Raw genomic sequence first — 23,709 nt, forward strand, 5'->3', positions numbered from 1 at the left:
CGCCTCAACGATCGACACACCGGATGAGCCGGCCATTCGAGTGGGCTGAGAACCCTCTCATGCGAGCCGCGTTTGCAATGAGCACCTCTACGCACCGGTGCGTATAGGTGCTCATTGCAAAGGGCGGCGGTCAGACCGTGACCGGGAGGTCACCGCCCGCGGCCGCGTCGGCGCGGTGCACCGGGCGGCGGGTGCGGGCCAGCCGCTCCAGCAGGCCGGCCGCCTCGTTGGCGGCGTCGTGCTCGGCCATCTCGGCCTGGATCCGCCGCGCCGCCGTCCGGAACGACGGCTCGTCCAGCACCCGGCGAACGGCGGCACGCACCTTCGCGGGCGCCGGGTGCGTCTTGCCGAGCCGCAGCCCGACGCCGGACCACTGGATGCGCGCGGCGTTCTCGGCCTTCTCCTCCGTGGTGCCGGCCTGCACGATCGGCACGCCGTGCGCGAGCGCCAGCGTCACGCCCGTGTAGCCGCCGTTGGTGACGAACACGTCGGCGCGGGCCAGCAGCTCGTCGTACGGGATCCACGGCACGACCAGGCAGTTCGCCGGCAGCGCCGCTCCGGCCGCCTGCTCGAGGTCGGCCCGCGACGCGCCGCCCGTCGTCACGACCACCTGCACCGGCTCGTCGGCCAGGCCACGGACCGCCGGCAGCACCAGTTCGGTCAGGTCGGGGCGCAGGCTGCCCTGCGTCACGTGCACGACGGGCCGGCCGTCGGCGCCGAGGTCGTCCCACCAGACCGGCGGCTGCCACGGCCGCGGGTCCGGCCGCAGCGCGCCGATCCAGTGGATCTGCGGCGGCAGGTCGCGGCGCGGGTACTCGAACGACGGCGTGCACGCCTGCAGGTGCAGCAGCGACGAGGCGCCGGCCAGCCGGGCCGACCCCGGATCGCGCGGCAGCCCCAGGCCGGCGCGGATGCTCTCGTACCTCCGCTCGGCGGCGCGGAAGATCAGGCGGTCGGCGGCGGCGGCGACCAGCCGGTTGCGCAGCCGGCCGGCCGGACCGCGCATCGGCAGCAGGCCGGGGCCGAACGGCGGCGTGTCGGCGTCCTCGTACGGCAGCGGTCCGTCGGCGAACGTCGCCCACGGGATGTCCTCGAGCTCGGACACCATGCCGACGCCGTAGCTCAGCCCTTCGGTGAGCATGGCGTCGACGGGGTGCGCGGCGACGATGCGGCGCAGGTCGGCGACCCGCTGCGGCGCGTGGCCGACGAAGATCTGGTCGAATGCCTCGCCGATCATCTTCGGTCCCGACTTGCCGCGGAACTGCGGGAAGAACTCGTCGATGTCCTGCCCGCTGAAGTCGGGCGCGTCGACGTACGGCAGCGGCGTGGCGCCGGTGCGGGCGATGCGTTCGTGGAACGCCCGCCCGGCGTACCAGAGCACGGTGTGCCCGCGCTCGATCAGCCGCGCCGCGATGGGCAGCGGGTTGGTGGTGTGTGCCTCGACCGCGATCGACGCGATCAGGAAGGTGGCCATGGTGTGTCCCCCGGGGTAGCCTTTCGATGTAGTCAGAATAACTTCATTTTAGAGAGAGTCAAATGAATAATGAGAGGCGGACGTACACCAGCACGCTCCGCGCCGAGCAGGCCCGGCTGACGCAGCGGCGCATCGTCGACGCCGCGCACCGGCTGTTCGTCGAGCAGGGCTACGGCCCGACGACCATGGCGGCGGTCGCGGCGGCCGCCGGCGTGTCGGCGCAGACCGTGTACAACGCGTTCGGCAGCAAGGCTGCGCTGCTCAAGCGCACCCACGACGTTGTCCTGGGCGGCGACGACGAGGACATCCCGCTGGCCCGGCGCCCCGAGGTCATCGCGATGTACGCCGACCCCGACCCGGAGCGGTTCCTGCGCGCCTACGCCGCGCTCGGGCGGCAGCTGAACGAACGGCTCGGGCCGCTGGTCCTCGTCGCGCTCGCCGGCGCCGCCGCCGGCGACCCGGACCTGACGGCGCACGTCCGGACCATCAACGGCGAGCGGCTGATCGGCACCGGCATGGTCGCCCGCCGGGTCGACGAGCTCGGCGCGTTGCGGCCGGACCTCACGGTCGACGCCGCGCGCGACCGCGTCTGGACCCTCAACAGCATCGAGGTGTGGGACCTGCTCACCGGCGTGCGCGGCTGGTCCGGCGACGACTACGAGCAGTGGATCGGCGAGGCCATGTGCGCCGCCGTCCTCCCCCGCGCGTAGGTTCCTTCAGTGACCAGCTACCTGATCGTGAGCGCCACCGAGGCCGAGGCACGCTACGTCCCCGCCGGCCTGCCCGTCGTCATCACCGGCATCGGCAAGACCGCCGCGGCGACCGCGACCACCCAGGCGCTGGCCGGACGTGCACCGGACGACCTCGTGGTCGTCAACATCGGCACCGCCGGCGCACTGCGGCCCGGGCTGACCGGCCTGTTCACGCCCCGCCGAGTGCTCAACCACGATCTCGACGCCGACCTGGTGCGGGCGCTGGGTCTCGACCCGGAAGAGCTGATCGAGCTGCCCGTCGGCGACGGCGTCACGCTCGCGACCGGCGACCGGTTCGTCGCCGACTCGCGCCTGCGCGACGAGCTGGCCCAGCGGGCCGACCTGGTCGACATGGAGGGCTACGCGGTCGCGTACGCGTGCCGGCGGCTGGGCGTGCCGGTGCGGCTGGTCAAGCACGTCTCCGACGCGGCGGACGAGTCGGCGATGGACTGGCCCACGGTGGTCGACGCGAGCGCGCGGGTGCTCGGCGCGTGGCTGGGCACCGAGCTGGCCGATTGACGCCGACCGACCGGTGTCAGCCGCCGAACTCCAGCACCGGCAGCCCTCGCACGCCGGGCTCGACGATGCCGAACAGCGCGCCGTCGCCCGGCCCGGGGGTGTCCTGGTCCAGCCGCGACGTCGTCACGATCAGCTGGTCGAGGCCGGCGCCGGTGAACGCGACCGCCGTGGCCCGCCGCACCGGGAGATCGACGACGGCGTCGAGGCGGCCGTCGGCGTCGTAGCGGCGCACCTCGCCGGTCCAGTACGTGGCGACCCACACGCCGCCCTCGGCGTCGACGGTGAGGCCGTCGGGCCCGCCCGGCACGTCGGCCCAGGCGCGCCGTCCGGTCAGCCCGTTGTCCGCGGTCCAGTCGAAGACGTCGATGCGCCCGGTGTCGGTGTCGACGTAGTAGGCGCGGGTGCCGTCGGGCGACCAGCCGAGTCCGTTGGAGACCGTGACGTTCCCGAAGGCCGTCGTCACGGCGCCGGACGGGTCGATGCGGTGCACCGTGCCCGCGCCCGGCGTCTCGTCGTAGGCCATGGTGCCCAGGTAGAACGCGCCGTCAGGGGCGCAGCCGCCCTCGTTCGAGCGGATGCCGGTGTCGGTCCACAGCTCCGGCCCGTTGGTCAGCGCCGCGTCGAGGTCGTCGCCGTCGGCCAGCGCGACCGCGCGCTCCGTCGCGACCAGCCAGCCGGCGCCGCGCCGCGGCCGGACGACCGCGGCGACCTTGCTGCCGACGTCGCGCCGGGCCACCTCGCCGGACGGGCTCAGCTCGAGCACCTCGCCGGCCAGCATGTCGACCCAGCGCGGTCCGACCCAGCGGGGCGAATGGACCGGGCCCTCGCCGTGCTCGCACACGTCCGCCGTCAGCTGCTCGGCCTTCATCGGCCCTCCGTCCTCCGGGGTCTCGCGATGCCGCCCACCTTGCCCGACGGCGCCACCCGGCCGCCAGCGGCGCAGCTCACCGCGGACCGTCATGGGACGAAGGTCCCGTGATCGCGGTCTTTCCGGCCCTACGGTGACGAATCGGACGGCCCGATCCTGAAGCATGAGCAAGTACGTGAGGCCGGTGCCGGCCGTCCGCACCCTCATGGTGGTGTGCGCGCATCCCTACGATGCGACGTTCGCGCTGGGCGGCGTCATCGCCGCGTTCGCCTGCGCCGGGACGTCCGTCCACATCCTGTGCCTCACGCACGGCCGCACGCCCGACCCACGGCCGCGGCGGCGAATCGACCGGGCCCGCGACCTCGGCCGCGCCACCCGGCACCTCGGCGCCGACGACGTCACGATGCTCGACCACGCTCCGGGGACGCTGGCGCTGACCAGCCTGGACGCGCTGGCCGACGAGATCCTGACGATCCGGCAGAGCGCCGACGCCATGCTCACCGTCGACGCGACCGGCGACGACGCGCACCCGGACCACGTCCGCGCCATGCGGGCCGCCTACCGCGCGGCGTCCAAGCAGGGCAGCACGCTCTACGCGTGGACGCTGCGGCCGGGCCAGGCCTTCCGCGGCCGCCAGGTCCTCGTCGTCGACGTGGACCGCGAACGGCAGCGCGCGGCCACCGCCTGCCACACCGGCCTCGGTCCCGACGACCCGCTGCGCCGCCGCTGGCAGCTGCAGCAGGACCGCAGCGAGCGGCTGGTCGTGCTGCGCAGCGAGCGGACCACCACCCCCGTGTTCGCCCGGAACGCCTGACCGCCCGGCCTACCGGGCCGTCGTCAGAGCATCGGTCAGCAGCGCGACCAGCGCCTCGAGCTGCACGTCAGCCGCCGACGACACCTCGTCGTCGGAGCCGTCGAGCGCGCGGGCGGCCAGCCCCGCCTTGCCGTCGATCAGCTCCGCGATGCGGGTGTCGACGGTCTGGGCGGCGATGATGCGCCACGCCGTGACGGGCTCGGCCTGGCCGATGCGGTGGACGCGGTCGATGGCCTGGGTCTGCTCGGCCGCCGACCACGACAGCTCGGCCAGCACGAGGTTCGACGCGACCTGCAGGTTGATGCCGACGCCGGCGGCCATCAGCGAGCAGACCGCGACCGCGACGTCGGGGTCGTTGACGAACGCGTCGATGTTCTGCTGCCGCTTGCGCGTGGTCTGCTCGCCGCGAATCGACGCGTACCGCAGGCCGCGCTCGGCGAAGATCGCCTCGGCCGCGTCCATGACGTCGATGTGCTTGGCGAAGAAGACCACCTTGCCGACGCTGCGGGCCAGCTGCGCGGCGTAGTCGGCGGCCAGCCCGGCCTTGGCCTGGCCGATGCGGCGGATCATGCTGAACACATTCTCGCCGGTCTTCGTCGACTTGTCGGCCAGCTCCGCGCCGGCGACGCGGCGCACGAGGTCGGCGTCGACGGCCGCACCGACGGCCGCGGCCTCGCCGCGCGCCTCGAGGGCGGCCCGGTAGCGCGCCACCAGGCGGTCGGCGAGTTCGCGCTCGGCCGCGCGGATCGAACGGCCGGCGGCGTCGTCCAGCTCGACCGGGAGGTCGGCGACGCGGCGGGCGGGGATGTCGGCGGCGACGTCGGACTTGCGCCGTCGCACGATGCCGAGGTCGATCACGCAGCCGCGGGCGGCGGAGGAGAACCCGGCGTCGACGGGCGTCAGGCCGGTCTCCTCCAGCGCCTCCATCAGCTCCCGGCCGGGCTTCTTCTCGTCGATCCAGCCGAGGAACTGCCAGATCGCGCGGAAGTCGTCGATGTCGTTGATCAGCGGCGTGCCGGTGAGCGCCATCAGCAGCGGGCGGAAGGCGCGGGACCGGAGCTGCTCGGACAGCTGCAGGACGTGCTGCGAGCGCTGCGACCGCTTGTTCTTGATGAAGTGCGCCTCGTCGACGACCATGCCGCGGAAGCCGAGGTCGCCGAGCCAGCCGACGTGGCGGTCGAGCACCTCGTAGTTGACGACGATGATGTCGGCGAAGCCGTCGATGGTGTCGCCGTCGCCGTGGATGACGGTCGCCGGGTGGTCCGGCGTCCACAGGCTCGCCTCGCGCGCCCAGTTCGTCTTGACCACGTTCGGGACGACGACGAGCAGCGGATACGCGTCGGCGGTCCGCGCGGCCAGCAGCGCCTGCGCGGTCTTGCCGAGGCCCGGCTCGTCGGCGAGCAGGAAGGTCCGGTGCCCGGCCTCGGTGGCGGCGACCAGCCGGGACTGGTGCGGCATCAGCTCGAGGCCGTCCGGCGTCTTGACGGGGGCGGCGGGCGGCAGCGCCATGGAGGCGGTGGTGCCGTCGGTGGCGTTCTCGAACGAGCTGAGCAGCGGGCCGATCAGCTCCCAGTTGACCAGCCGGCGCGGCCGCGCGGCGGCCTTCGGCGCGGGGCGCATCGCGGCGGAGTCGTAGTCGGGGGCGAGGAACGGGTTGGCCAGCTGCCGCGAGATGACGGCCTGCGGCACGACCTGCCGCTTCGCCGCGGTGGCGGCGGCCGGCGCAGCGGCCGGGACCTCCTCGACGGGCGGCGTCCGCCCGGCGGCCAGCATCATCTCGCGCCGCAGCGCCCTGGCGGCGTCGGTGACCGGCGCGTCCTCGGCCAGCAGGCCGAGCAGCGTCGCGTCCTGGACCGCGACCTTCGCGAGGATCGTCGCGATGCCGTCGAGCCGCTTGAGCTGCTCGGCACGGTAGGCCTCGCTGCGCGACTCCTCGGCCTTGACCTGGGCGCGCTCTTCGCGCACCAGCAGGGCGATGACCTGGAACTTGGTGCGTACCGACGGCTTCAGCGAGCCGCGCTGGATGCTGCCCTCGACCTCGCGCACGGCGCGGGCGAGCACCGACATGATGCCCTCGTCGTCCTGGGCCCGGGCGCGCCGACGGGTGCGGTTCGCGGTCCGGCTGGCGCCTGGCCGGCGCCTGGCGTCTCTCGCCAAATGTTCCTCCTCTGGTGGTGCCACGTCCGCGGTGCGCGACAGCGATGGGGACGGCCACGCCTTCGGGCGGCGGGCCGGGCGCCGTTGTCGCGGCGCGTTGTTGCTCTCCCCCAATGACGCTGCTCGGCCTGCAGATCCGGCGAGCCTGGCGCCTACTGTCGCGGTGCGAACGTGCCGACCAGTGGCCGGTTCCCTCGTCGCTGACCGCGGCGGAGAGACCCGTTCGACGGGTCCCACTGCGGCACAGCTCTCTACAGAGTACCGCTCATCGAGCCGCAATACGTGCAAGACGGTGCACGGCGTTGCGACTTCTCCATAATGGTCAAGCCGCGGCGGCACCCGTCGTATTCCCGGACCGGCTAAAGTGGACACTGGCGAGGAGCTGCCCGATGGAAGCCACTTCGACGACCGCGATCGTCGCCTACCAGGGTGTCTCCGCCGACGAGGCGGAGATCTTCCGCTACGTGCTGTCCCAGCTCCCCGGCTTCCGCACTGTGACCATCGGCACCGCGCTCGGCCAGGTCGCGGGCCCGGGCGGCGTCCAGCTCATCGACGCCACCTTCGACCAGGTCAACGCGCCCCAGGTGGTCGCCGTACCCGGCGGCGTCGGGACCGACCGGCATCCCGAGATCGCCGCCTGGCTGCGCCGGGTGTCGCCGCGCTGGCTGCTCGCGAGCTCGACCGGGTCGACGCTGCTGGCGGCGGCCGGCCTGCTCGACGACGCCACCGCGGTGACCCACTGGCTGGCCGGCCCTCTCCTCGAACACTACGGAGCCCACCCGTCCGCCGAGCCGCTGGTCGTCGACGGCCGGATCATCACCTGCTCCGGCGGCCCGACCGCCTTCCGCGCCGCCCTGGTCGTCGCGGGCCACTACGGCGGGGCCGAGCTGATCGCCGGCATCACCGCCGGCGCCGCGACCGCACGCCAGGAGCGGGTCCGGCCCGAGCACCGCAGCCTCTGGGCCCGCATCGGCGGCGCGGTCCGCGGGCAGCACTCGGCGCCACCGGAGCCCACGCCGCTGGACCGGGCGCTCGACGACCTCGACCCGCTCGACCTCGGGGTGATCACCCCCTTCGGCGACCGGCGCACCGACGAGCGCTGAGCGGCGTCACGGCCGCGACGCGAACCGCCACTGGCCGTGGCCGACCGTGAAGACGGCATAGCCGGGCTCGGTGCGGACCAGCCCGGCGCCGGCCGCGGGCGTGACGTGCACGGCGTCGGGCCCGGAGGCCGGCACGTGCACCTCCGCCTCGGCGCCCACCGGCACCTCGACGTCGAGATGGAACGCCCGGCCGGCGTCGGCCCACGAGACGCCGACGCGCCCGCGCACCGTCCGCAGCTCCGACCGCACCCACCGCACGCCCGCCCTTCCGTCCGGGCGGACGACGAAGCGCTGGTAGCCGTTGTCGCCCGGACGCAGCCCGGCGACGTTCTCGTAGAACCACTGCGAGACGGTGCCGAGGAAGTAGTGGTCGCGGGAGCGCGAGTTCAGCTCCCACATCTCCCACATCGTGTCCGCGCCGTTGGCCAGCCAGTAGCCCCAGCTGGGATACGTCGTCTGTGTCGCGATGGCGTGGGCGACGTCCGCGTGCCCGTACCGGCTGGGCACCGGCAGCAGCACGCTGGTGCCGAGGCAGCCGGTGTTCAGGTGGTTGCCGCGCCGCTCGATGTCGGCGACCAGGCTGGCGACGACGGACGCCTCCACCTCGGCCGGGACCAGGCCGAAGGCCAGCGGGATCGCGTTGGACGTCTGCCGGTAGCCGGGGTCGCGGGCGGTGCGGTAGTGCCCGGCGGCGGTGTCCAGGAACGTCGCGTTGAGCGCGTCGCGGGACTCGGCCGCGACCGCCCGGTACCGCGCGGCGTCGCCGTCGTGGCCGAGCAGGTCGGCCAAGTCGGCGGTGGCGAGCAGCCCTCGGTGCAGGTACGACGTCGCGGTGAGCCGCGGGTCCTCCGGCGGCGTGCCCTGGTAGCCCGGCGCGACCCAGTCGCCCAGCGCGGTCGGCGCGAGGCCGCCGACCCGCCGGCCGATCTCCCAGTCGACGTAGTCGGTGACGGCCGCGAAGTGGGTCTCGACCAGCCGGAGGTCGCCGTACCACCGGTACAGCTCGCGGACCAGGAACGGGTACACCGTCGTCCACTCCGGCGACGGCGCGAGGTCGGTGTAGCCCCAGCCGCCGCTCGGCACGATCACCGGCACCTGGCCGCTGGCCGCGCGGCTGTCGGACAGGTCGCCGGCCCACTTGGTGAAGGACCGGGCCATGTCGAAGGCGAAGGCCATGGTCGGCGCGCCCACGTGGGCGTCGCCGGTCCAGCCGTTCTTCTCGAACATCGGCGTGTCGGTGGGGATGCCGTGAAGGTTGTTCAGGACGGTCCGCCGCATGGCCGCGTCGATCTGCTCGTACATCGGCTCCGAGCAGCTGAACGTGCCGGTGGTGGCGACGTCGTTGTGCAGCACCCGGCAGCGGAAGTCGTCCGCCTTGGGCACCGACGGCAGGCCCTCGACCTGCACGTAGCGGAAGCCCTTGTAGGTGAAGCGCGGCTCCCAGGTCTCGCGCCCGCCGCCGGCCGCGACGTACTCGTCGCGCTGGAACCGCCCGCCGGGGACGTGCCCGGTGACGGCGTTCACGCTGCCGTCGTCGTTCAGCTTCTCGCCGTGCACGACGCTGACCCAGGTGCCCGCGGGGACGTCGACGGAGAGCCGGACCCAGCCGGCGGTGGTGCGGCCGAAGTCGACGACGTGGCGGCCGGCGCCGATGTCGGTCACGCCCACCGGGCGGACGGTCTCGGTGATCCGGATCGGCTCGTGCTGCTGGGCGGCCAGCCGTCCCGACGGCGCGTCCAGCGCGGTGGCGGCGGCCCAGCCGGAGTCGTCGAACCCGGGCTCGGCCCAGCCCGCGACGGCCCGCCGGGCGTCGTAGGTCTCCCCCGTGTACTGCGAGTTCACCAGCGTCGGGCCGTCGGCGATGCGCCACGACCCGTCCGAGGCCAGCACCGTCCGGGACCCGTCGGTGTGCTCGACCTCGAGCTGCAGCAGCAGCCGCGGCTCGCCGTGCCACGGCGGCACGTGCCAGTTCCAGACGTTCGGCGTGGTCATGCCGTAGAAGCCGCGGCCCAGCTCGACCCCGACGGCGTTGGCGCCCTCGGCCAGCAGGCCGGTGACGTCGTGCGTCACGTAGAGCACGGTGTCGTCGTAGTCGGTGAAGCCGGGGTCGAGGACGGCGTCGCCGACGCGCTGCCCGTTGACGCGCACCTCGTGGTAGGCCAGCCCGCACACGTACAGCCGCGCCCGCGCGACCGGCGCGTCGAGCGCGAACTCGCGGCGCAGCAGCGGCGCCGGGCGCTCCGGGCGGGCGAGCGTGACGCCGCTGCCCCACGGCCCGCTGCCGTACGGCGCCAGGACGGTGACGGCCGGCCAGCCGGAGTCGTCGTAGCCGGGCTCGGTCCAGCCGGGCCGTTCGGTGTCGGCGCTGCGCCAGCCCGCGCCCGTCACCAGCTCGGCGACGCCGCCGCCGGCCAGCTCGACCCGGAGCCGGCCCAGCAGGCCCGCCGGATTCAGCGTCGCGCCCGGCCGGTTCGTCGCGACGGCGGCCAGCACGACGCGCCCGCCGGACGCCCGCACCTGCGCGGTGACGTCCGCGAGGTGCGCGGTCCGCCAGCCGTCGACGGTCACCGGCTCGTGCAGGACCTGCTCGCCGCTCACGAACAGGGTGAAGTCGTCGTCGGCCGTCATGACCAGCTGCGCGCGCTCGACCTCGCCCGCGGGCAGCTCCAGCGCCGCGCGGAACCAGCGCGGCCCCTCCGGCGCGTCGGACGTCGTGGCGCCCGGGAACCAGATCCAGGACGTCCCGCCGAAGCCGGGCGGATCGTCGTCGACGGGGGCGTGGCCGATCCAGCTCGCCGTCCACGGCTGCGACAACATCGCGGTCTCCCACCACGACGGCTCGCTCCACTCGGACGGGCGTCCGGACGCGTCCCAGACCCGGACCCGCCAGTGGTAGCGGGTCTTCGGCAGCAGCGCCGGCCCGGTGTAGACGACGCCGACGGTCTGCGCCGACTCCACCCGGCCGCTGTCCCAGACGTCAGCGCCCTGGTCCAGCAGGTTCGGCGTCGACGCGACGCGCACCTGGTAGGCGCTCTGCCGCGCGCCGTGCCCCGTCGCCGTCAGCACCCACGACAGCCGGGGCGCCGTGACGTCGGTGCCCAGCAGCTGCTCGGCGTACTCGACGGTGGTCCGCTCGACCCGCAGCGGTCCGCCGCCGGGCAGCGGCTCCGCTCCGGCCGGTCCCGCGCCGTGGGCGGCGCCGAACGCCGTCGCGCCGGCGCCGGCCGCCGCGCCCTTGATCAACGTGCGCCGGCTGAGCGGATGCCTCTGGTCGGACATGGCGCCTCCAGGTGAATCGTTTCACGCGGCCCCGGTGGCCTGGACTTTAGGCGGGGCCCGGCGAAAGGTCAACCCTTAGTTGCGATTGTTCGGGCGGCGTCCGTGGTCAGGCGTGCGGGCCTGCCGTGACCGTCCCGATGGTCAGCTCCGGCCGGCCCTCCAGCACCGTGGCGACACGCTCGACCTGCTCGTCCAGGGCGGCGCGCCGGGCCGCGTCGAGCGGCACGAGCGGCTCGACCGTGACGGCCAGCCTGGCGCCGGAGCGCCGCTGGTGCCAGACGCCGGCGACCGCGCCGTCGACCAGCAGCACCGGGTAGTTGCCCGCCTGTCCGCTCGGGCTGAGGGCGCGCTGCGCGGCCCGGCCCTGGTAGAGGCGGTCCCGCGGCTGGGCGGCCACGACGTAGGCGTCGAAGTACGGCAGCAGCCGCACGCCGCTCGGCGTGCCCTCCGGGAACACGGTGTCGCCGGCGTTGACCCACGCGGGCGCGCCGCCCTCGACGTCGACCCGGTCGAGGCGGCCACGAGCCTCGAGCGCGCCGAACAGGTCGGTGGCCCAGCCGCGCGGCGCGCTCAGCCACTGGGCGAAGTGCTGCGGGGTGGCGGGTCCGTAGGCGTGCAGGTAGCGCTCCAGCAGCCACGCCTGGGCCGCCGGTCCGTCGACGGGCTCGAAGCGCGTCAGGAAGCGGTGCGGGTTGGTGTAGGTGACCTTGCGGCCCCGGTTCGGGCCGAAGCACAGGACGCCGCGGTGCGATGCCAGTGTCACCGCCTGCCGCCAGCGCGGCCACATGACCTGGAACGCGGGCATGACGAGGTCGCCGGACCACGTCCCGGTCGCCTCGACGACCGCCTCGCTCAGCTCGTCGATGGTCAGCTCCGCGTCGGCCAGCACCGTCCCGATCGCCTCGACGACCTGTTCCGTCTGTTCGTCGGTCAGCCGGACGTGCTCCGGGAACGGGGTGGCCTGCTGCGGGATGGTCGACAGCGCGCCGATCCACAGCGGCAGGTCGGCCGTCGGCAGCAGGTGGACCGTGCCGCGCGGGCCGTGCGTCTTGACCAGGCTGCGCTCGTCCCACAGCGCGGCCCTGACGTCCTTGCGGGTCAGGGCCGTGGCCCGGAGGCCGACCGAGAGCTCCGCCGCCGACAGGACCTGGGCGTGCGCACCGCACACGGCCCGGACCAGCTCGGCGGGGGTCGCGGTGGCGGACGGCTCCGCGAGAGCGCTGCGCTCCAGGCGCCGGGCGGACACGTCACTCCATGCGGGGGTGGCTGTCATACGTCCAGCATCGCGTGCATCTAGGACAGGCTCTGACCTTCTGACGACTACTGCGGCATCTCGAAGTCGGCGTAGTCGAAGCCCGGCGAGACGATGCAGGTGACCAGAACCGGCTCGGCGCCGAGCGGCTCAGCGGTCTGCCACGTGCGAGCAGGAACGATCGCCTGCGGTCGCTCACCTCGGTCCACATCCGGCCCGAGCAGGACGACGTCGACCTCTTGGGCTGGGCGCGGGCCAGCTCCGCCCAACCGCAGCTCGAGCGGCCCGCCAGAGTGCCACAGCCACAGCTCGGCAGAGCGAACCCGGTGCCACCGCGACCGCTCCCCCGGCACCAACAGGTAGTAGATCGCCGTCGCGGACGGCCGAGGCGACCCGTAGCCGGGCGGCTCGAACTCGACGCCGGAACGCCAGGTTTCTCGGAACCAGCCGCCCTCCGGGTGCGGCGCCAGGTCGAGGGTCGCGGCCAGCTCCGGCCGCTCCGAAGGCGCAGCGTGTTCGTGGGTCATCGCCGTCCTCCGCTCGTCCTTCCGGCTCCACGCCGCACACGAGCAGGCCCTAGGCCCCAGGCGTCGACGCAAAGCCTAGGGCCACTCGCCGCTCGTGGGCTCGAGCTCCTCCAGGCCGGTGCCCCAGGCCTCGCCGGACCCGGGCTCCTCGCCTTCCGCGCCCTGGAACCGCGGCTCCTCGAACTCGGGTTCGCCGAATCCGGCCGCACCCTCGGTCTCGAGCTCCGTCTCCTCATCGGCGGACGCCCAGTCCTCGTCCTCCCCGAACTCCTCGGCCTCCTGTGGAAGGAAGGGCATCTCCGTCGTGTCCAGCTCGAGCTCGCCGGCCGGCGCGCCGCGGGCGGGCGCCGGTCGGGCCGAGTCGGGCACGTCGGCGGACGGGTCGGCGAGCATGCGCCAGCCGTACTGGCGCGCGATCTGCCAATGACCGAGGCGGCTCAGTTCGACGCGGTAGCGGGCCTGGACGGACGGTGGTGCGGCCCTGAGCTCGGCCGCGATCGCCCCGTGCAGGCGAAGGCTGTAGCCCTTCGTGGAGGGTCCGGCGAACACCCGCATCGCACCCGCCGGCGCGCCGCCAGCCTGGACTGTCGCCCGATCCGCTCTGATGTGGCGCCGGGCCCAGTCGGCGAGAGCGCTCGCGTCCTGGTAGAGGCCGTCGAAGACGTGGACCTCGTGCGGGTCGTGCCGCCGGAGGATCTGCATCAGCGGCGCACCGCCGCCGGAGTGGGCGGTGAGGATGAGCCGGCCCACCTTCGGCGGCGTGCCGCCCACCCGGGCGGCGAACCGGTCCAGGGCCGCCCGCACGAGTGCGGGCAGCCCGTCCTCGGTGACCAGCGCCGGGAACGTGTACCGGTAGATCCGGCCGGACTTGACCCCGGTGAAGTGGCCGCGCGGCAGGACCGTCAGCGTCGGCCGCGTCCGCCCGGTGCCGCTGGCGCCGTCGACGGCGGCGAGGTCGAGCCCGGACCAGACCTCCATGTGCTGGGGAAGGGTCATCTTCGCCCACGAGTAGCCGTGCAGGTGTACGGCGACGTCGATCTCGGCCGGGACCGCCGGCATGTCGTTCCAGCGCAGGACCAGGTCCGGCGCCTGGCCGCGATGGGCGGCCAGCAGCGGGAGCCGGTCGACCTCCAGCCGGCCGGCCGGGATGGCGGACGACGCAGGCGCCTCCGACGACCCCTGCACGGCCTCCTGCTGGCTGCCGCCCGCGGGCTGGAACGTCCAGTGCCAGGCCTCACTGGCCAGCGGCTTGAACCGGTAGATGTGGGCGTTGTCCTTCAGCCACTTGTAGAGCCACGACCGCTCGGACAGCCGGCCCAGCCGGCCGGTCGCCGCGCCGATCCCGAGATCGAGAGCCAGCCCGTCCTGGTGGTTGCTGTACCCGGGCGCGGCTACATACTGGCCCATGTACTGCGCCAGGTAGGCGGCGGCCGCGTCACTGTGCTCGCCGCCGTACTTCGCGCTGCGCCGGGCCTCGCGGGTCTTCGCGTAGTAGTGCGGGAAGCCGCCCCTGCCCTTGGTCGTCTGGCCCTGCCAGATGGCGAACTGCCGGTCGGCGGACCGGTAGCCGCTGAGCACGCCGATCCGGATCTCGCCGCTGCGTCCTTCGGCCGCGAGCTTGGCACGTGCTGCGGCGAGCAGCTCGCGAGCCTTGGCGGCGGCGTCCTTGCGCGCCTTGTGTCCGTCCTCGACATCGTCGAGCGCCGACCTCGGCAGCGTGTCGACGAAGTTTCCCCGTGACCGCCGCACGTGCAGGTCGTAGACCTTGCGCATGAACGCCATCAGCTCGGGCGTCTTCTGGCCGGGCGGGCCGAACCACTCCAGCCCGTCGGGCGGGATCGACGTCCTCCCTCCGGCCGACGGTGTCAGCGGTGCTGCTGGCGACGGTGACGGCGTCGGGGCGGGACGCTGGTCACCCGCGAGGGCGGGCCGGACGACCTCGTCCCGGATCCGCAGCCACTCGCGGGCGAGGTCGCGCTGGTCGGGGCGGAGCTTCTGTCCGATCAGCTGTGGGTGCCGGAACCAGAAGACCATGTTCGTCAGCTGGTTGACGTCACGCAGCCCGGCGCCGGCCGCGGTGGCGACCGCGGTCGCCCACCCGCCCCTGGCCATGGCGTCGAAGGCGAGCCGTGGCAGCGTGAACACAGCGGCCAGCGGATGCTCGCCGGCCGGGGCCTCCTCGAGCAGGCGGTCCTCGGCCGACTCGGCCTCGTCATAGGCGTCGGCTTCGAAACTGGGCTCGAAGGCGTCGTACGCCTCGAACTCCTCGGCCTCTTCCTCGACCGTCAGCTCCATTCCAGGCACGGGAGCCCGTCCAGCGAGTTCGCGGAGCTCCGCCGGAGCACGGAAGGGACTGTCGACCTGGAAGGCCCAGTGGTCGACGGACGGCGTGGTCACGACAGCTCCGCCGCGACCTTGCCGTTGCTCGCCGCGGGTGCGGCGACCGCCGACGGCGCAGGCCCGGGCATGGTTCCCCCGGACACCGCGACGGGCATGGCCGCATCGGAGGCGACCGGCATCGCCTTGAGGCTGCGGCCGCTGACCTGCGACCAGTGGTGGATGATCTCTGAGACCAGGTCTCGGACCGGGCCCGGTGCCGCCAGCGTCCGGGCACCGGTTGGATCGTTGAAGTCGCCACGCTCGATCGCGACGAGCAGGGTGGACACGCGCGGCGCGAGGAGGAAATAACTGTGCGACCGGCCGTGCGCGGGCAGCCCCACCCGCTCGCCGATCTGGCGCAGCCGCTCCTCCGGGCTCGGGCCGGCCGCGGCGAGCTCCTGGACGATCGCGGTGTCGAAGGCCAGCGTGAGGTGCAGCCAGGCGAACAGGGCCACCGCCAGGAACTCCTCGCGGGAGAGGTTGGGCCGGTCCGGACCGCCACCGCGGCGAGCAGTGAGCATGTTCTCCAGCCGGTCCGCGAGGTCCTGGATCGCCGCGAAGTCGGTCGGGTTGCCCGCCAGGAAGTTCCGCGCGTTCTCGATCGCGCGCCACACCTGCCGCAGGAACTCCTCGAACGTCGTGACGAACTCCCGGTTCGCCACTGGCGGCTTGATGTACGGGTACGCGGGTGCGCCGTCGCGTCCGTGGTTCAGGTCCATGCCGAACATGCGGTAGTACGCGTTGCGCCGGGTCGCGGCGATGTCCGGGCGGACCCGGCTGACCAGGTTGTACGGCTGCAGCGGCGAGGCGTCCTTGTAGAACAGTTCCTCGGTGGTGCGCAGCCACTGGTAGGCGGCGTCGGTGCGGAGGATGCCGAGCCGTTCGCCCTGGGTGTACTCGGCGATGACGCGGCCCATGATCTCGTACACGCGCGTGTTCTCGATCATGTAGGCGTAGATGAGGTGATCCCACACCGGCGTCCAGACCCGGCTGAGCCTCGCGCCTGCCAAGGTGATCCCGACCGGAGCGGGAGGCGGCGCCGCGATCTTGGGACCGCCCACCCCGGTCAGGAGTCCCGGTCCGCCGTGCGACCAGGCCGCCTCCATGAGGTAGGAGACGGTCGCCGCGTCCAGCGAGAGCAGCTGCTGGGCGTTGGCCTCGGCCGCGCCGGTCGCGCGGTGGGCGAGCGCGAGGAACATGACTAGCCTCCTGAGTACGACGGGTCGTGGCCGTCCGGCAGGTCCGTGTCCGGCCGGTCCGGCGGCGCCGATTTCGTCAACGCGTCCTCGATCGACGTGAAGACGACGCCGGTCTCGTTGATGCCGCTCCAGTTGAGCCGACGCCGACGGCCGCTCACCGTGGTCCCGTGCAGGGCGATCTCGAGGTTCGTGATGCGCTGTGTCAGGACGGGGTCGGCCTGCAGGCCGCCGTCGAATCCCAGCAGGTCGCGGAGCCCATGACCCTCCCCGCGGACCTGGTCGGCCTCCGGGGCCTGCGCCTTACGCTTGGACTGCTCGTTCACGGTGCGTACCTCCTAGGCGGCCAACTGGACGCCGCGGCCGAGCCGCAGCATCCAGGCCTCGAACTCCGCGGCGATCTCCGGTGCCCGGTCGGGCTCCGTCGCCGCTCGATATCCGGACAGGGCGAGCAGCCGGAGGCTCTCGCTCCAGAGCCAGTGCGACGAGACGCCGAGCGACGCTCCCGCGTCCCGCGCCAACGCCACGAGCGCGTCCGGCCGGACGCGCGACGGGTCGACGAGCGCCGTCAGCGGGCGCCCGCCGAACGCCCGCATCGGGGCGAGCAGGCAGACCTCGGCGATCCGCGGCAGACGCGGCACCGACCGCTCGATGAGGGGGCGGACGTCCGCCGGCGCACGGCCGACGGGATGGGCGATGAGCCAGGCGCGGGCCAGCCCGGTCCACGGTCCTTCGCCGAAGAACCGGGTGGCCATCGCCGTGCCGAGCAGGACTCGCAGGTGGGCGATCGGATGCGGGTCGAACGGGCGCAGCGCATAGACGTTGACGGCCTCGCCGGCGATCACGTCGTGCAGCGCCGCGACGGCCGCGTAGCCGGCATGGACGAAGGCGATGCAGTCCCCCACGACCTCGGAGCTCCAGCCGCTCCACGCGCCCGCCAGCTCGGGGTCGTCCCGCAGCTCGCGGCGCAACTCGTCGGCGAGTTCGTCGTTCCATCCCAGCGTGAAACCGATCTGGTGGCCGGCCTCGTGCAGCAACGCGGTGGGCCTGCCGTTGAGGTTGTGCCGGGTCAGCTTGATGGCTGCCGCCGCGCTCAACGTCCGGCCATCCCAGAGCCGCAGCCCAGCCCGGAGGATCGAGGCGCCCAGGCCCTTGTCCAGGTACGTGAGTACGGGCGGGACCGGCCGGCCGAGCGGCGTCAGCACGGACTCGAGGGCCCGGTTCGCCAACACGTCGCAGGCGGCGAGCAGCGCGCCGAGCCGTGGCGACGAGCGGTCGTTCACGGCCCCGCCGTAGAACTCGAGGCCGGTCTCGACGCGCAGGAACCGCCGCCGGAACCGCACGACATGCCGCCGGACCGCCTCCAGCTCGTCCGCGGTCTCGGCGGCCCGCAGCTCCGCCGCCAGCACGTCGCCGTCGCGCGCGAGGCGGTCGACCGCCCCGCTCAGGTTGGCCCGCAGCGCCTGGCCGAGGTACCGCTCGAGCCGGCGCCACGCCTCCGGCGACGCGAAGTTGTCCAGGTCCGCCAGCGCGAGCACCGCCGCCCTCCAGTGCGCCACCTGACGGGCGACCTGCAAGCGGACGGCGGCGAGGTCGTCAGCCACGAGGTGGTCCCGGATGGATCTCCACCTGAGCCGGCCCCGGCGCGGCGGCGGCAGACTGGACCGCCCGTGTCGTCAGGGCACGGCCGACCGGCGGTCGCAGGCGGACGACGATGGTGACACCGTCCGCATCGGCGTCGGCCGCCTGGAGGAACGCGTCGCGGCTCCGGTCGAGCTCCGCCGCGAGGGCTCGGCCGATCCACGACACGAGCAACCGGCGCCGGACGAATCGAGGACGCCGACGGCGGGCGCCGTAGACCCGTCGACGAGCGAGCAGCGGCCTGGCCACTCGGCGGCGGCCGGCGTAAGCGGACCGAGCGCCGCGCATCGAACGGCGGACGTAATCCTCGGTCGCGACCTCGTCACCGGCCGCTTCGCCGGCCTCCGCCTCGGACCGGACCCGAACCCGCTGCGCGCGCCCAGTACCCGCCGCCCGCCCGATCGCGGGACCGTAGATCCGGCGGAGCGCTGCCAGGCTCGCGCCGAGCGGCTCCCGGCGGCGCAGCCGCACCGCGATCCCCTGTGCGTCGGCCTCGCTGACGTAGATCGTCACGCTCACGGCCGCGCCGCCAGGGTCGACGACGGCGCGCGCGTCGCTCGAGCGCGGCTGCGCGGCGGCCGCTCCGGCGGCGACACCCGAACCGGTCGCCGCATCCGCGGCGCCGTCGGCGGCGGCCCCGGCAGCACCGGCAGCTCCGGCAGCGGCACCACCATCGGTCCCGGTCGCGGCCGGTGTGCCCGTGGCCGCGGGCACCTCGAGGTAGTAGAGCCGCTGGCCGATCGCGAGCGGTCCGGCACCGTCGGCGAACACCTCCGACACCTCGCGGCCGAGCCCGGGCTCGCCCAGCAGCGCGGCCGCCGCCATCGGCGTCAGCGGGTGGAACCGGGACCGCGCATCCGCCGTCGACGTCCCCAGGCCCGCGACGTTCCGCTCGGCGCGGGCGATGCGGGCCAACGACGATCCGGGCACCGCCTGGTAGAGGTGCACCCGCGCGCGGATCGGTCCGCGACGGCCGACGCGATCGCGGAGGAACGCGCTGAGCGACCGGCCGCCGAACGTGGTCAGCGCCCGGGCCGCTGCCGGGTGGATCACGACGTTCGGGACGGCGCTGTACTTGCGATAGCGCCACGGCCCGCCGCGCGGCATCGACACCCAGGTTCCCCGCGACCGGCCGGCCTCCAGGTACTCGTTGTCCGGCGCCAGGGCCTCCGCGGGGAACGTGGCCGCGGCGGATTCCTGGAAAGCCGTGTAGGCGGCCTCCTCGACCAAGCGGTCGTCAGCCAGCTCGGCTTCGTCGAGCTGTGCCACGCGCGCGACCGTGTCCTCCACCAGCGCCGCGAACGCCTCGGCCGCTACCGTGCCCGCACGTTCGCTCGTCTCGCTCTCCGTCTCCAGCGACATCGCCCGAAGACCGGCGTCGACGATCGCGCGCGAGAGTCCGGGTGAGACGGACGGACCGACGTATGGGGCGATCAGCCGGCCGATGTACTGGGCGAGGAACCGTACGACGCGTGGCCGACCGGCGAGCTTGAGTCCCAGCCGGAGCGCCGGCAGGACGGCGGGCAGGAAGTTCTCCACGAGCGGGGTCGGGTCGGCAGCCTCGTCGAGGCGAGCCAGCCCGGTCACGAATCGCGTCCGTGCCGCGTCGAGGGCGGCCAGCGGCGACGGCGCGACGACGGCGCTCGCGGTGGACGCCTCGGCCAGGTAGAGGTCCTGTTCCCGCTCCGACGGCGCGAAGAGGAGCGCTGCCGCCTCGGCGTCGAACAAGTCCTGGAGCTGCCGAAGATCCGCTGTCGCGGGCTGCTCGGCCTCCAGGGAGTCCTCGAGCTCTCCCTCGTCGGCCTCGTCGGCCTCGTCGAGCGACTCCGCGACGGTGACACCGAGGAAGCGGCGGGCCAACTGCTTCGCGGGGTCGCGGTACTCGACCGGGAGCTTGTCGAGCGCGACCTTCAGCACCCGGGTGAGCAGCGGCCGGGCGAGGGCGGCCAGCTTCCGCAGGACGATCCCGATGGGCATGATCTTCGACACCGCGGCGATGCCCGACTTCGCCGCCTTGATCGCCTTGCCGGCGATCTTCTTCGCCTTGTTCACCAGCGACTTCAGGAAGCCCTCGAAGGCCGGGCCGTGCTCGCCGGCGCGCGGCTCGAAGCGGGCGAAGGCGGCGTCCAGCCGGTCGGGCGTCAGCAGCTGCGGTTCCTCGGCCTCCAGCGCCTCCGCCAGGCCGGCGAGCGTGGCTTGGGACTCGCGCCGCAGCGGCTCGATCCACGCCTCGAGCAGCTGCTCGGCCCGGACCTGGTCAGTCTCGGACTCGCCGAGTCCCAGCTCGGCGACATAGGTCTCGGCCTCGGCGACCAGATCGGCCACCGCTTCGTCGAACTCCTCGTCATACAGCTCGTCGAGGAGTTCGCGCAGCAGCGGCTCCTCGGGCCGGACCACTTCATCGCCCGACGCGTACTCGCTGAGGAACGGCGCCTCGGGCAGGAACGGCGCTTCCCCGGCCGGCGGGTCGACGGGCGACACCGTCCAGCCGGCGGTCGGTACCTCGAGAAACGGCGTCTCGGGCGCCGACATGGGAGCCCGGGACTGCGCGGCCACTCCGGTCGACTCGAATGCTGCTGCCACGGTCGCCTCCTTCGCCGGCTCAGTCTGCGACGGTGGTCGCCACGTGATCGTCACGACGGCATCACCGCGCCGTCACCGATCACCGTCGTCGAACCGGCATGGCGCGTCGCTCCTGCCGTCCGTCATGGTGACCAGCGCGTCGAGCCACTGGCCGATCGCTCGCACCAGGGCATCCCGCGAGTCGACGACCGCGATCTCGCGGTCCTCCCCCGACAAGCCGACGTCGAGGACTCTGACCAGCAGCCGGTGCCGTGGGGTGGTCTCGACGAACGCCCTCACGACGAGCAGTCCGACTCGATCTTCGCGCTGGTAGGGCACCATCGCAGCCTGCGCGGTCCGGCGTCACGCCGCCGTCAAGGGACCGTCATCGCGCCAGGTGGTCAGCGGATCGCGGTCATGCCGGTGAGCGGCGCGACGAGGTCGCACATCAGCGGGGACGGTTCGATGCCGAGCTCGTCACCGACGAGCTCCCGGTAGGCACGGAAGACCTTGACGGCCTGAGCGTGGTTCCCTTCGGCCAGGTGGATCTGGATCACCAGCCGATGCGCCGTCTCACGGAACGGCTCGGATTCGGCCGCGGCCGAGGCGGCGATGAGCGCGCTCGTGTAGTCCGCGGCGGCGAGGAGCTCGGTCGCGGACCGCTCGAGTGCGCGCAGCCGGGTCATCCGGTATCGCTCGCGCTCCACGACGAGCCACTCCTCGTCCCAGCCCGGTAACAGGGATGACGCCCGGACGAGCTCCGGCACGCGGCCGAGCTCTCCGGGTTCCGGCTCGTCGAGCAGCGAACTCGAGAGGTCGGCCATCTCCGCGACGTCCACTCCGACGTCCGCCGCCAGCGTGAGCCGATGGTTCTCGGCGTCCACCACCCCGGCGATACGCCGCAGACGCCACAGTGCCGAGCGCAGGTCGCCGTTGGCGCGGTGATCGGCGACCTCCGGCCAGAGCGTGCCCGCCAGCTGTGCCCTGCTGATCGGCGCGCGGCTGATCCCCAAGAACGCGAGGACGCGCTCCACGCTGTGCGGAAGCGTCACCACTCGCCCATCGACGACCAACTGGAACTCCGCCAGTAGACGGAGGCTGCGCTCGAGCCGCCCGCTCGCCCTGCCGACGTCGCGCCGAAGCACCGCCACGGACATCACCGATCACGTCCCCCCACAAGGTGCGCCCGGGAGCGGACAGCATCGATCTTCAGCCGTCACCGATGCGTCACCGGCGCATCACCGAGCCACCGCCCCTCATCATGATTCTCGTACCGACGAGCTCCGACGCCCAGTGCTGTGGCGCCGCGAGCAGTGGGCGAATTCCTTCCCGGGGTTGCCCACCCAGGTGCCAGGGAAGCAACCCGTTCGACGCGGCGCTCCGTTGGCGGGGTGAGAAGCTCGTAACCGCGTACCACGGAGGCGGCCCATGCTGGCGATCGACGAGGCGTCGTACGGCGAGTTCGTCGGCGGGCGGCAGCGGGCGCTGCTTCGGACCGCATTCCTGCTGACCGGTGACTGGCACCTGGCCGAGGACCTGGTGCAGGAGACGCTGGCCAAGCTGTACGTGGCCTGGCGCCGGGTCCTTCGCTGCGAAAATGCCGAAGCCTACGCACGCAAGACGCTTCTCAACGCCTATATCGACAGCACCCGCCGGCCCTGGCGGCGCGAGCGCTCGGTCGACGTGGTTCCGGAGCAGGCCGGGGCGGGCGATCCCGCCGACGGCACCGATCCGGGCGCCCGCGGTCAGCTGCTGGCTGCCTTGGCCGGTCTGCCGGCCGGAAGGCGGGCGGTGTTGGTGCTGCGGTTCTGGGAGGACCAGTCGGTGGAGCAGGTCGCGGACCTGCTCGGATGCAGCACCGGCAACGTCAAGAGTCAGACGTCGCGCGGCCTGCAACAGCTGCGCGACGTACTGGGTCCACAGATGCTGGCCACCATCGAGGAGCAGCGATGAACGACCTCAAGACCCTGTTCGAGGACGCGCTGGCCGGCGAGCCGGCGCAGGACGTACCCGTGGCCGAGCGCGTGGCACGCGGCCGGGCCCGCCGGGCGCGGGCGCTGCGGCGCCGGGCCGGCGGCGGCGTGCTGGTGGCAGCCGCGGTCGCGGCCGCGCTGGTGCTGCCGTCGTCGCCGATCTCGGTGGTCGACGCCGAGGTGGCGCAGGCACCCACCACCGGCGGCTCGCGCGCCGACGCCGTGGTCTCGCCCGAGGTGGCCGACGATCCGCTCAAGCTGGCAATGTGGGAAGCCGTCGACGACGTCCTGCCCAGCGACGTGCGGTTGGTGGAGAACTCCTACGTCTACGACTCCGGGCCGGGACCGAACCTGTATCTGAGCTTGGAGCGCGGCGACGTCCGGTTCAGCCTCAGCGTCTGGATGCAGAACTCCCGGCCCGACCTGCCCGACTTCCGCCCGTGCACGGAACCGGTGCTGCCGCTCGTCCCGTCCAGCCGGTGGGCGAACTGCGAGCAGGGCAGCGACGACGAGGGCCGCTGGCGCGCGATCGGCGATGACGGGCTGAACACCCAGCTCGTCCTGGACGGTGGCCCGGCGGCGGTCGCGCTGCGCTGGGGCGTCCACTACGAGGGCGACGAGGTCGACGACAACGGCATGCCGATCGAGACCGAGACCCCGCTGACCGCCGACGAGGCGGACCGCATCGCCGACGCCGTCTGGTCCGTCGGGGCGCAGCACACGCCGGCCGAGCTGGTCAGCGGTGTGGACCTGCGGGCAACGGCCGACGATGCCTGGCCCGACATCAAGGCCGCCCTCGAGGAGTCGTTCGGACCGCTGACGGTGGTCACCCCGGTCGACGGCGACGTGACCGAGACCGTCGAGGGCGTCCAGGTCCAGACCGGTCTGGTGTCGGCCGCCTACGCCACCGCCGACGGGACCCGGGTCGACGTCGCCGTCTGGCAGCGCGACCGCCTCTACCAGCCGATGTGCGTGGAGCACTACGACGAGTGCATCACGTTCCCCGGTGCTGTGGCCTCTGTCGGGGACGGCGGCTCCGCCGCTGGTTCCGGCTCGGGCGGCACACTCGGCCACCGCGGCTTCCTTCTCGTCCGGACCGACGCGGGAAGCCCGGAGCTGGAGGAAGCCGTCGTCAGGGCAAACGTCGCGGCCATGCAGGCCGTGCCCTTCCTCGGCGACGACCGGTACCCGCCGGTCGAGGGGATGTAGCCCG

General features: G+C 73.4%; 19 protein-coding genes. 6 read left to right on the plus strand and 13 right to left on the minus strand.

Annotation, left to right across the window (positions count from 1 at the left end; translation table 11 throughout):
• Nucleotides 1–130 precede the first annotated feature (130 nt).
• On the minus strand, nt 131–1,474 hold the full coding sequence (locus BLV05_RS23605; protein WP_052762585.1) for a glycosyltransferase: 1,344 nt from the start codon (nt 1,472–1,474) through the stop codon (nt 131–133).
• Nucleotides 1,475–1,536: 62 nt separating this feature from the next.
• Between BLV05_RS23605 and BLV05_RS23610 the strand changes: the two genes are divergently transcribed.
• Both BLV05_RS23610 and BLV05_RS23615 read left to right on the plus strand, forming a co-directional pair.
• A complete protein-coding gene (locus tag BLV05_RS23610) occupies nt 1,537–2,184 on the plus strand; it encodes a TetR/AcrR family transcriptional regulator (RefSeq protein ID WP_046769546.1) in 648 nt (215 codons plus the stop codon).
• Nucleotides 2,185–2,193: 9 nt separating this feature from the next.
• Nucleotides 2,194–2,745 carry a nucleosidase gene (locus tag BLV05_RS23615; protein ID WP_046769547.1) on the plus strand — a complete coding sequence of 184 codons (552 nt, stop codon included), beginning with the start codon at nt 2,194–2,196 and terminating at the stop codon, nt 2,743–2,745.
• A 16-nt stretch (nt 2,746–2,761) separates the two neighbouring features.
• On the opposite strand, the gene BLV05_RS23620 is transcribed toward BLV05_RS23615, so the two are convergent.
• Complete coding sequence (locus tag BLV05_RS23620) at nt 2,762–3,706, minus strand: SMP-30/gluconolactonase/LRE family protein (RefSeq protein ID WP_197683283.1); 945 nt, start codon at nt 3,704–3,706, stop codon at nt 2,762–2,764.
• 70 nt (nt 3,707–3,776) lie between these two features.
• Between BLV05_RS23620 and BLV05_RS23625 the strand changes: the two genes are divergently transcribed.
• The gene (locus tag BLV05_RS23625) at nt 3,777–4,427 is read left to right on the plus strand and encodes a PIG-L deacetylase family protein (protein WP_046769549.1); all 651 of its coding nucleotides are present in this window, start codon (nt 3,777–3,779) and stop codon (nt 4,425–4,427) included.
• A gap of 9 nt (nt 4,428–4,436) precedes the next feature.
• Here the strand turns inward: BLV05_RS23625 and BLV05_RS23630 are convergent, their stop codons facing one another.
• Nucleotides 4,437–6,584 carry a DEAD/DEAH box helicase gene (locus tag BLV05_RS23630; protein ID WP_046769550.1) on the minus strand — a complete coding sequence of 716 codons (2,148 nt, stop codon included), beginning with the start codon at nt 6,582–6,584 and terminating at the stop codon, nt 4,437–4,439.
• A gap of 389 nt (nt 6,585–6,973) precedes the next feature.
• On the opposite strand from BLV05_RS23630, the gene BLV05_RS23635 reads away from it, so the two are divergent.
• Nucleotides 6,974–7,687: a DJ-1/PfpI family protein gene (locus BLV05_RS23635; RefSeq protein WP_052762586.1), complete on the plus strand. Its 714-nt coding sequence runs from the start codon at nt 6,974–6,976 to the stop codon at nt 7,685–7,687.
• 6 nt (nt 7,688–7,693) lie between these two features.
• On the opposite strand, the gene BLV05_RS23640 is transcribed toward BLV05_RS23635, so the two are convergent.
• From BLV05_RS23640 to BLV05_RS23685, 10 genes are all read right to left on the minus strand, one after another.
• On the minus strand, nt 7,694–10,966 hold the full coding sequence (locus BLV05_RS23640; RefSeq protein ID WP_046769551.1) for a family 78 glycoside hydrolase catalytic domain: 3,273 nt from the start codon (nt 10,964–10,966) through the stop codon (nt 7,694–7,696).
• Between the two features lie 106 nt (nt 10,967–11,072).
• Nucleotides 11,073–12,239, minus strand: coding sequence for a winged helix DNA-binding domain-containing protein (locus tag BLV05_RS23645; protein ID WP_046769552.1), 1,167 nt, complete (start codon nt 12,237–12,239; stop codon nt 11,073–11,075).
• 47 nt (nt 12,240–12,286) lie between these two features.
• The gene (locus BLV05_RS23650; protein ID WP_046769553.1) at nt 12,287–12,745 is read right to left on the minus strand and encodes a cupin domain-containing protein; all 459 of its coding nucleotides are present in this window, start codon (nt 12,743–12,745) and stop codon (nt 12,287–12,289) included.
• A gap of 75 nt (nt 12,746–12,820) precedes the next feature.
• The gene (locus BLV05_RS23655) at nt 12,821–15,040 is read right to left on the minus strand and encodes a D-alanyl-D-alanine carboxypeptidase family protein (protein WP_046769554.1); all 2,220 of its coding nucleotides are present in this window, start codon (nt 15,038–15,040) and stop codon (nt 12,821–12,823) included.
• 98 nt (nt 15,041–15,138) lie between these two features.
• Nucleotides 15,139–16,323: a hypothetical protein gene (locus BLV05_RS23660; protein WP_052762587.1), complete on the minus strand. Its 1,185-nt coding sequence runs from the start codon at nt 16,321–16,323 to the stop codon at nt 15,139–15,141.
• Between the two features lie 2 nt (nt 16,324–16,325).
• Nucleotides 16,326–16,646, minus strand: a complete 321-nt coding sequence (locus tag BLV05_RS23665) for a hypothetical protein (RefSeq protein ID WP_046769555.1) — start codon at nt 16,644–16,646, stop codon at nt 16,326–16,328.
• Nucleotides 16,647–16,658: 12 nt separating this feature from the next.
• Nucleotides 16,659–17,924 (minus strand): hypothetical protein, encoded by a 1,266-nt coding sequence (locus BLV05_RS23670; protein WP_046769556.1) that lies wholly within the window; start codon nt 17,922–17,924, stop codon nt 16,659–16,661.
• Entirely contained in the window at nt 17,917–20,544 is a 2,628-nt protein-coding gene (locus BLV05_RS23675; RefSeq protein WP_152690805.1) for a hypothetical protein, read from the minus strand. The genes BLV05_RS23670 and BLV05_RS23675 overlap by 8 nt, the downstream gene beginning before the upstream one ends.
• Before the next feature lie 72 nt (nt 20,545–20,616).
• On the minus strand, nt 20,617–20,823 hold the full coding sequence (locus BLV05_RS23680) for a hypothetical protein (protein WP_152690806.1): 207 nt from the start codon (nt 20,821–20,823) through the stop codon (nt 20,617–20,619).
• A 101-nt stretch (nt 20,824–20,924) separates the two neighbouring features.
• The gene (locus BLV05_RS23685; protein WP_046769559.1) at nt 20,925–21,680 is read right to left on the minus strand and encodes an AfsR/SARP family transcriptional regulator; all 756 of its coding nucleotides are present in this window, start codon (nt 21,678–21,680) and stop codon (nt 20,925–20,927) included.
• A 271-nt stretch (nt 21,681–21,951) separates the two neighbouring features.
• Between BLV05_RS23685 and BLV05_RS23690 the strand changes: the two genes are divergently transcribed.
• Together BLV05_RS23690 and BLV05_RS23695 are read left to right on the plus strand one after the other, a co-directional pair.
• The gene (locus BLV05_RS23690) at nt 21,952–22,476 is read left to right on the plus strand and encodes a SigE family RNA polymerase sigma factor (protein ID WP_046769560.1); all 525 of its coding nucleotides are present in this window, start codon (nt 21,952–21,954) and stop codon (nt 22,474–22,476) included.
• Nucleotides 22,473–23,705 (plus strand): hypothetical protein, encoded by a 1,233-nt coding sequence (locus tag BLV05_RS23695; RefSeq protein WP_046769561.1) that lies wholly within the window; start codon nt 22,473–22,475, stop codon nt 23,703–23,705. The genes BLV05_RS23690 and BLV05_RS23695 overlap by 4 nt, the downstream gene beginning before the upstream one ends.
• The last annotated feature ends 4 nt before the right edge of the window (nt 23,706–23,709 follow it).

Origin of the sequence: Jiangella alkaliphila, from assembly GCF_900105925.1 — a bacterium.
GTDB classification, from domain to species: Bacteria; Actinomycetota; Actinomycetes; order Jiangellales; family Jiangellaceae; genus Jiangella; species Jiangella alkaliphila.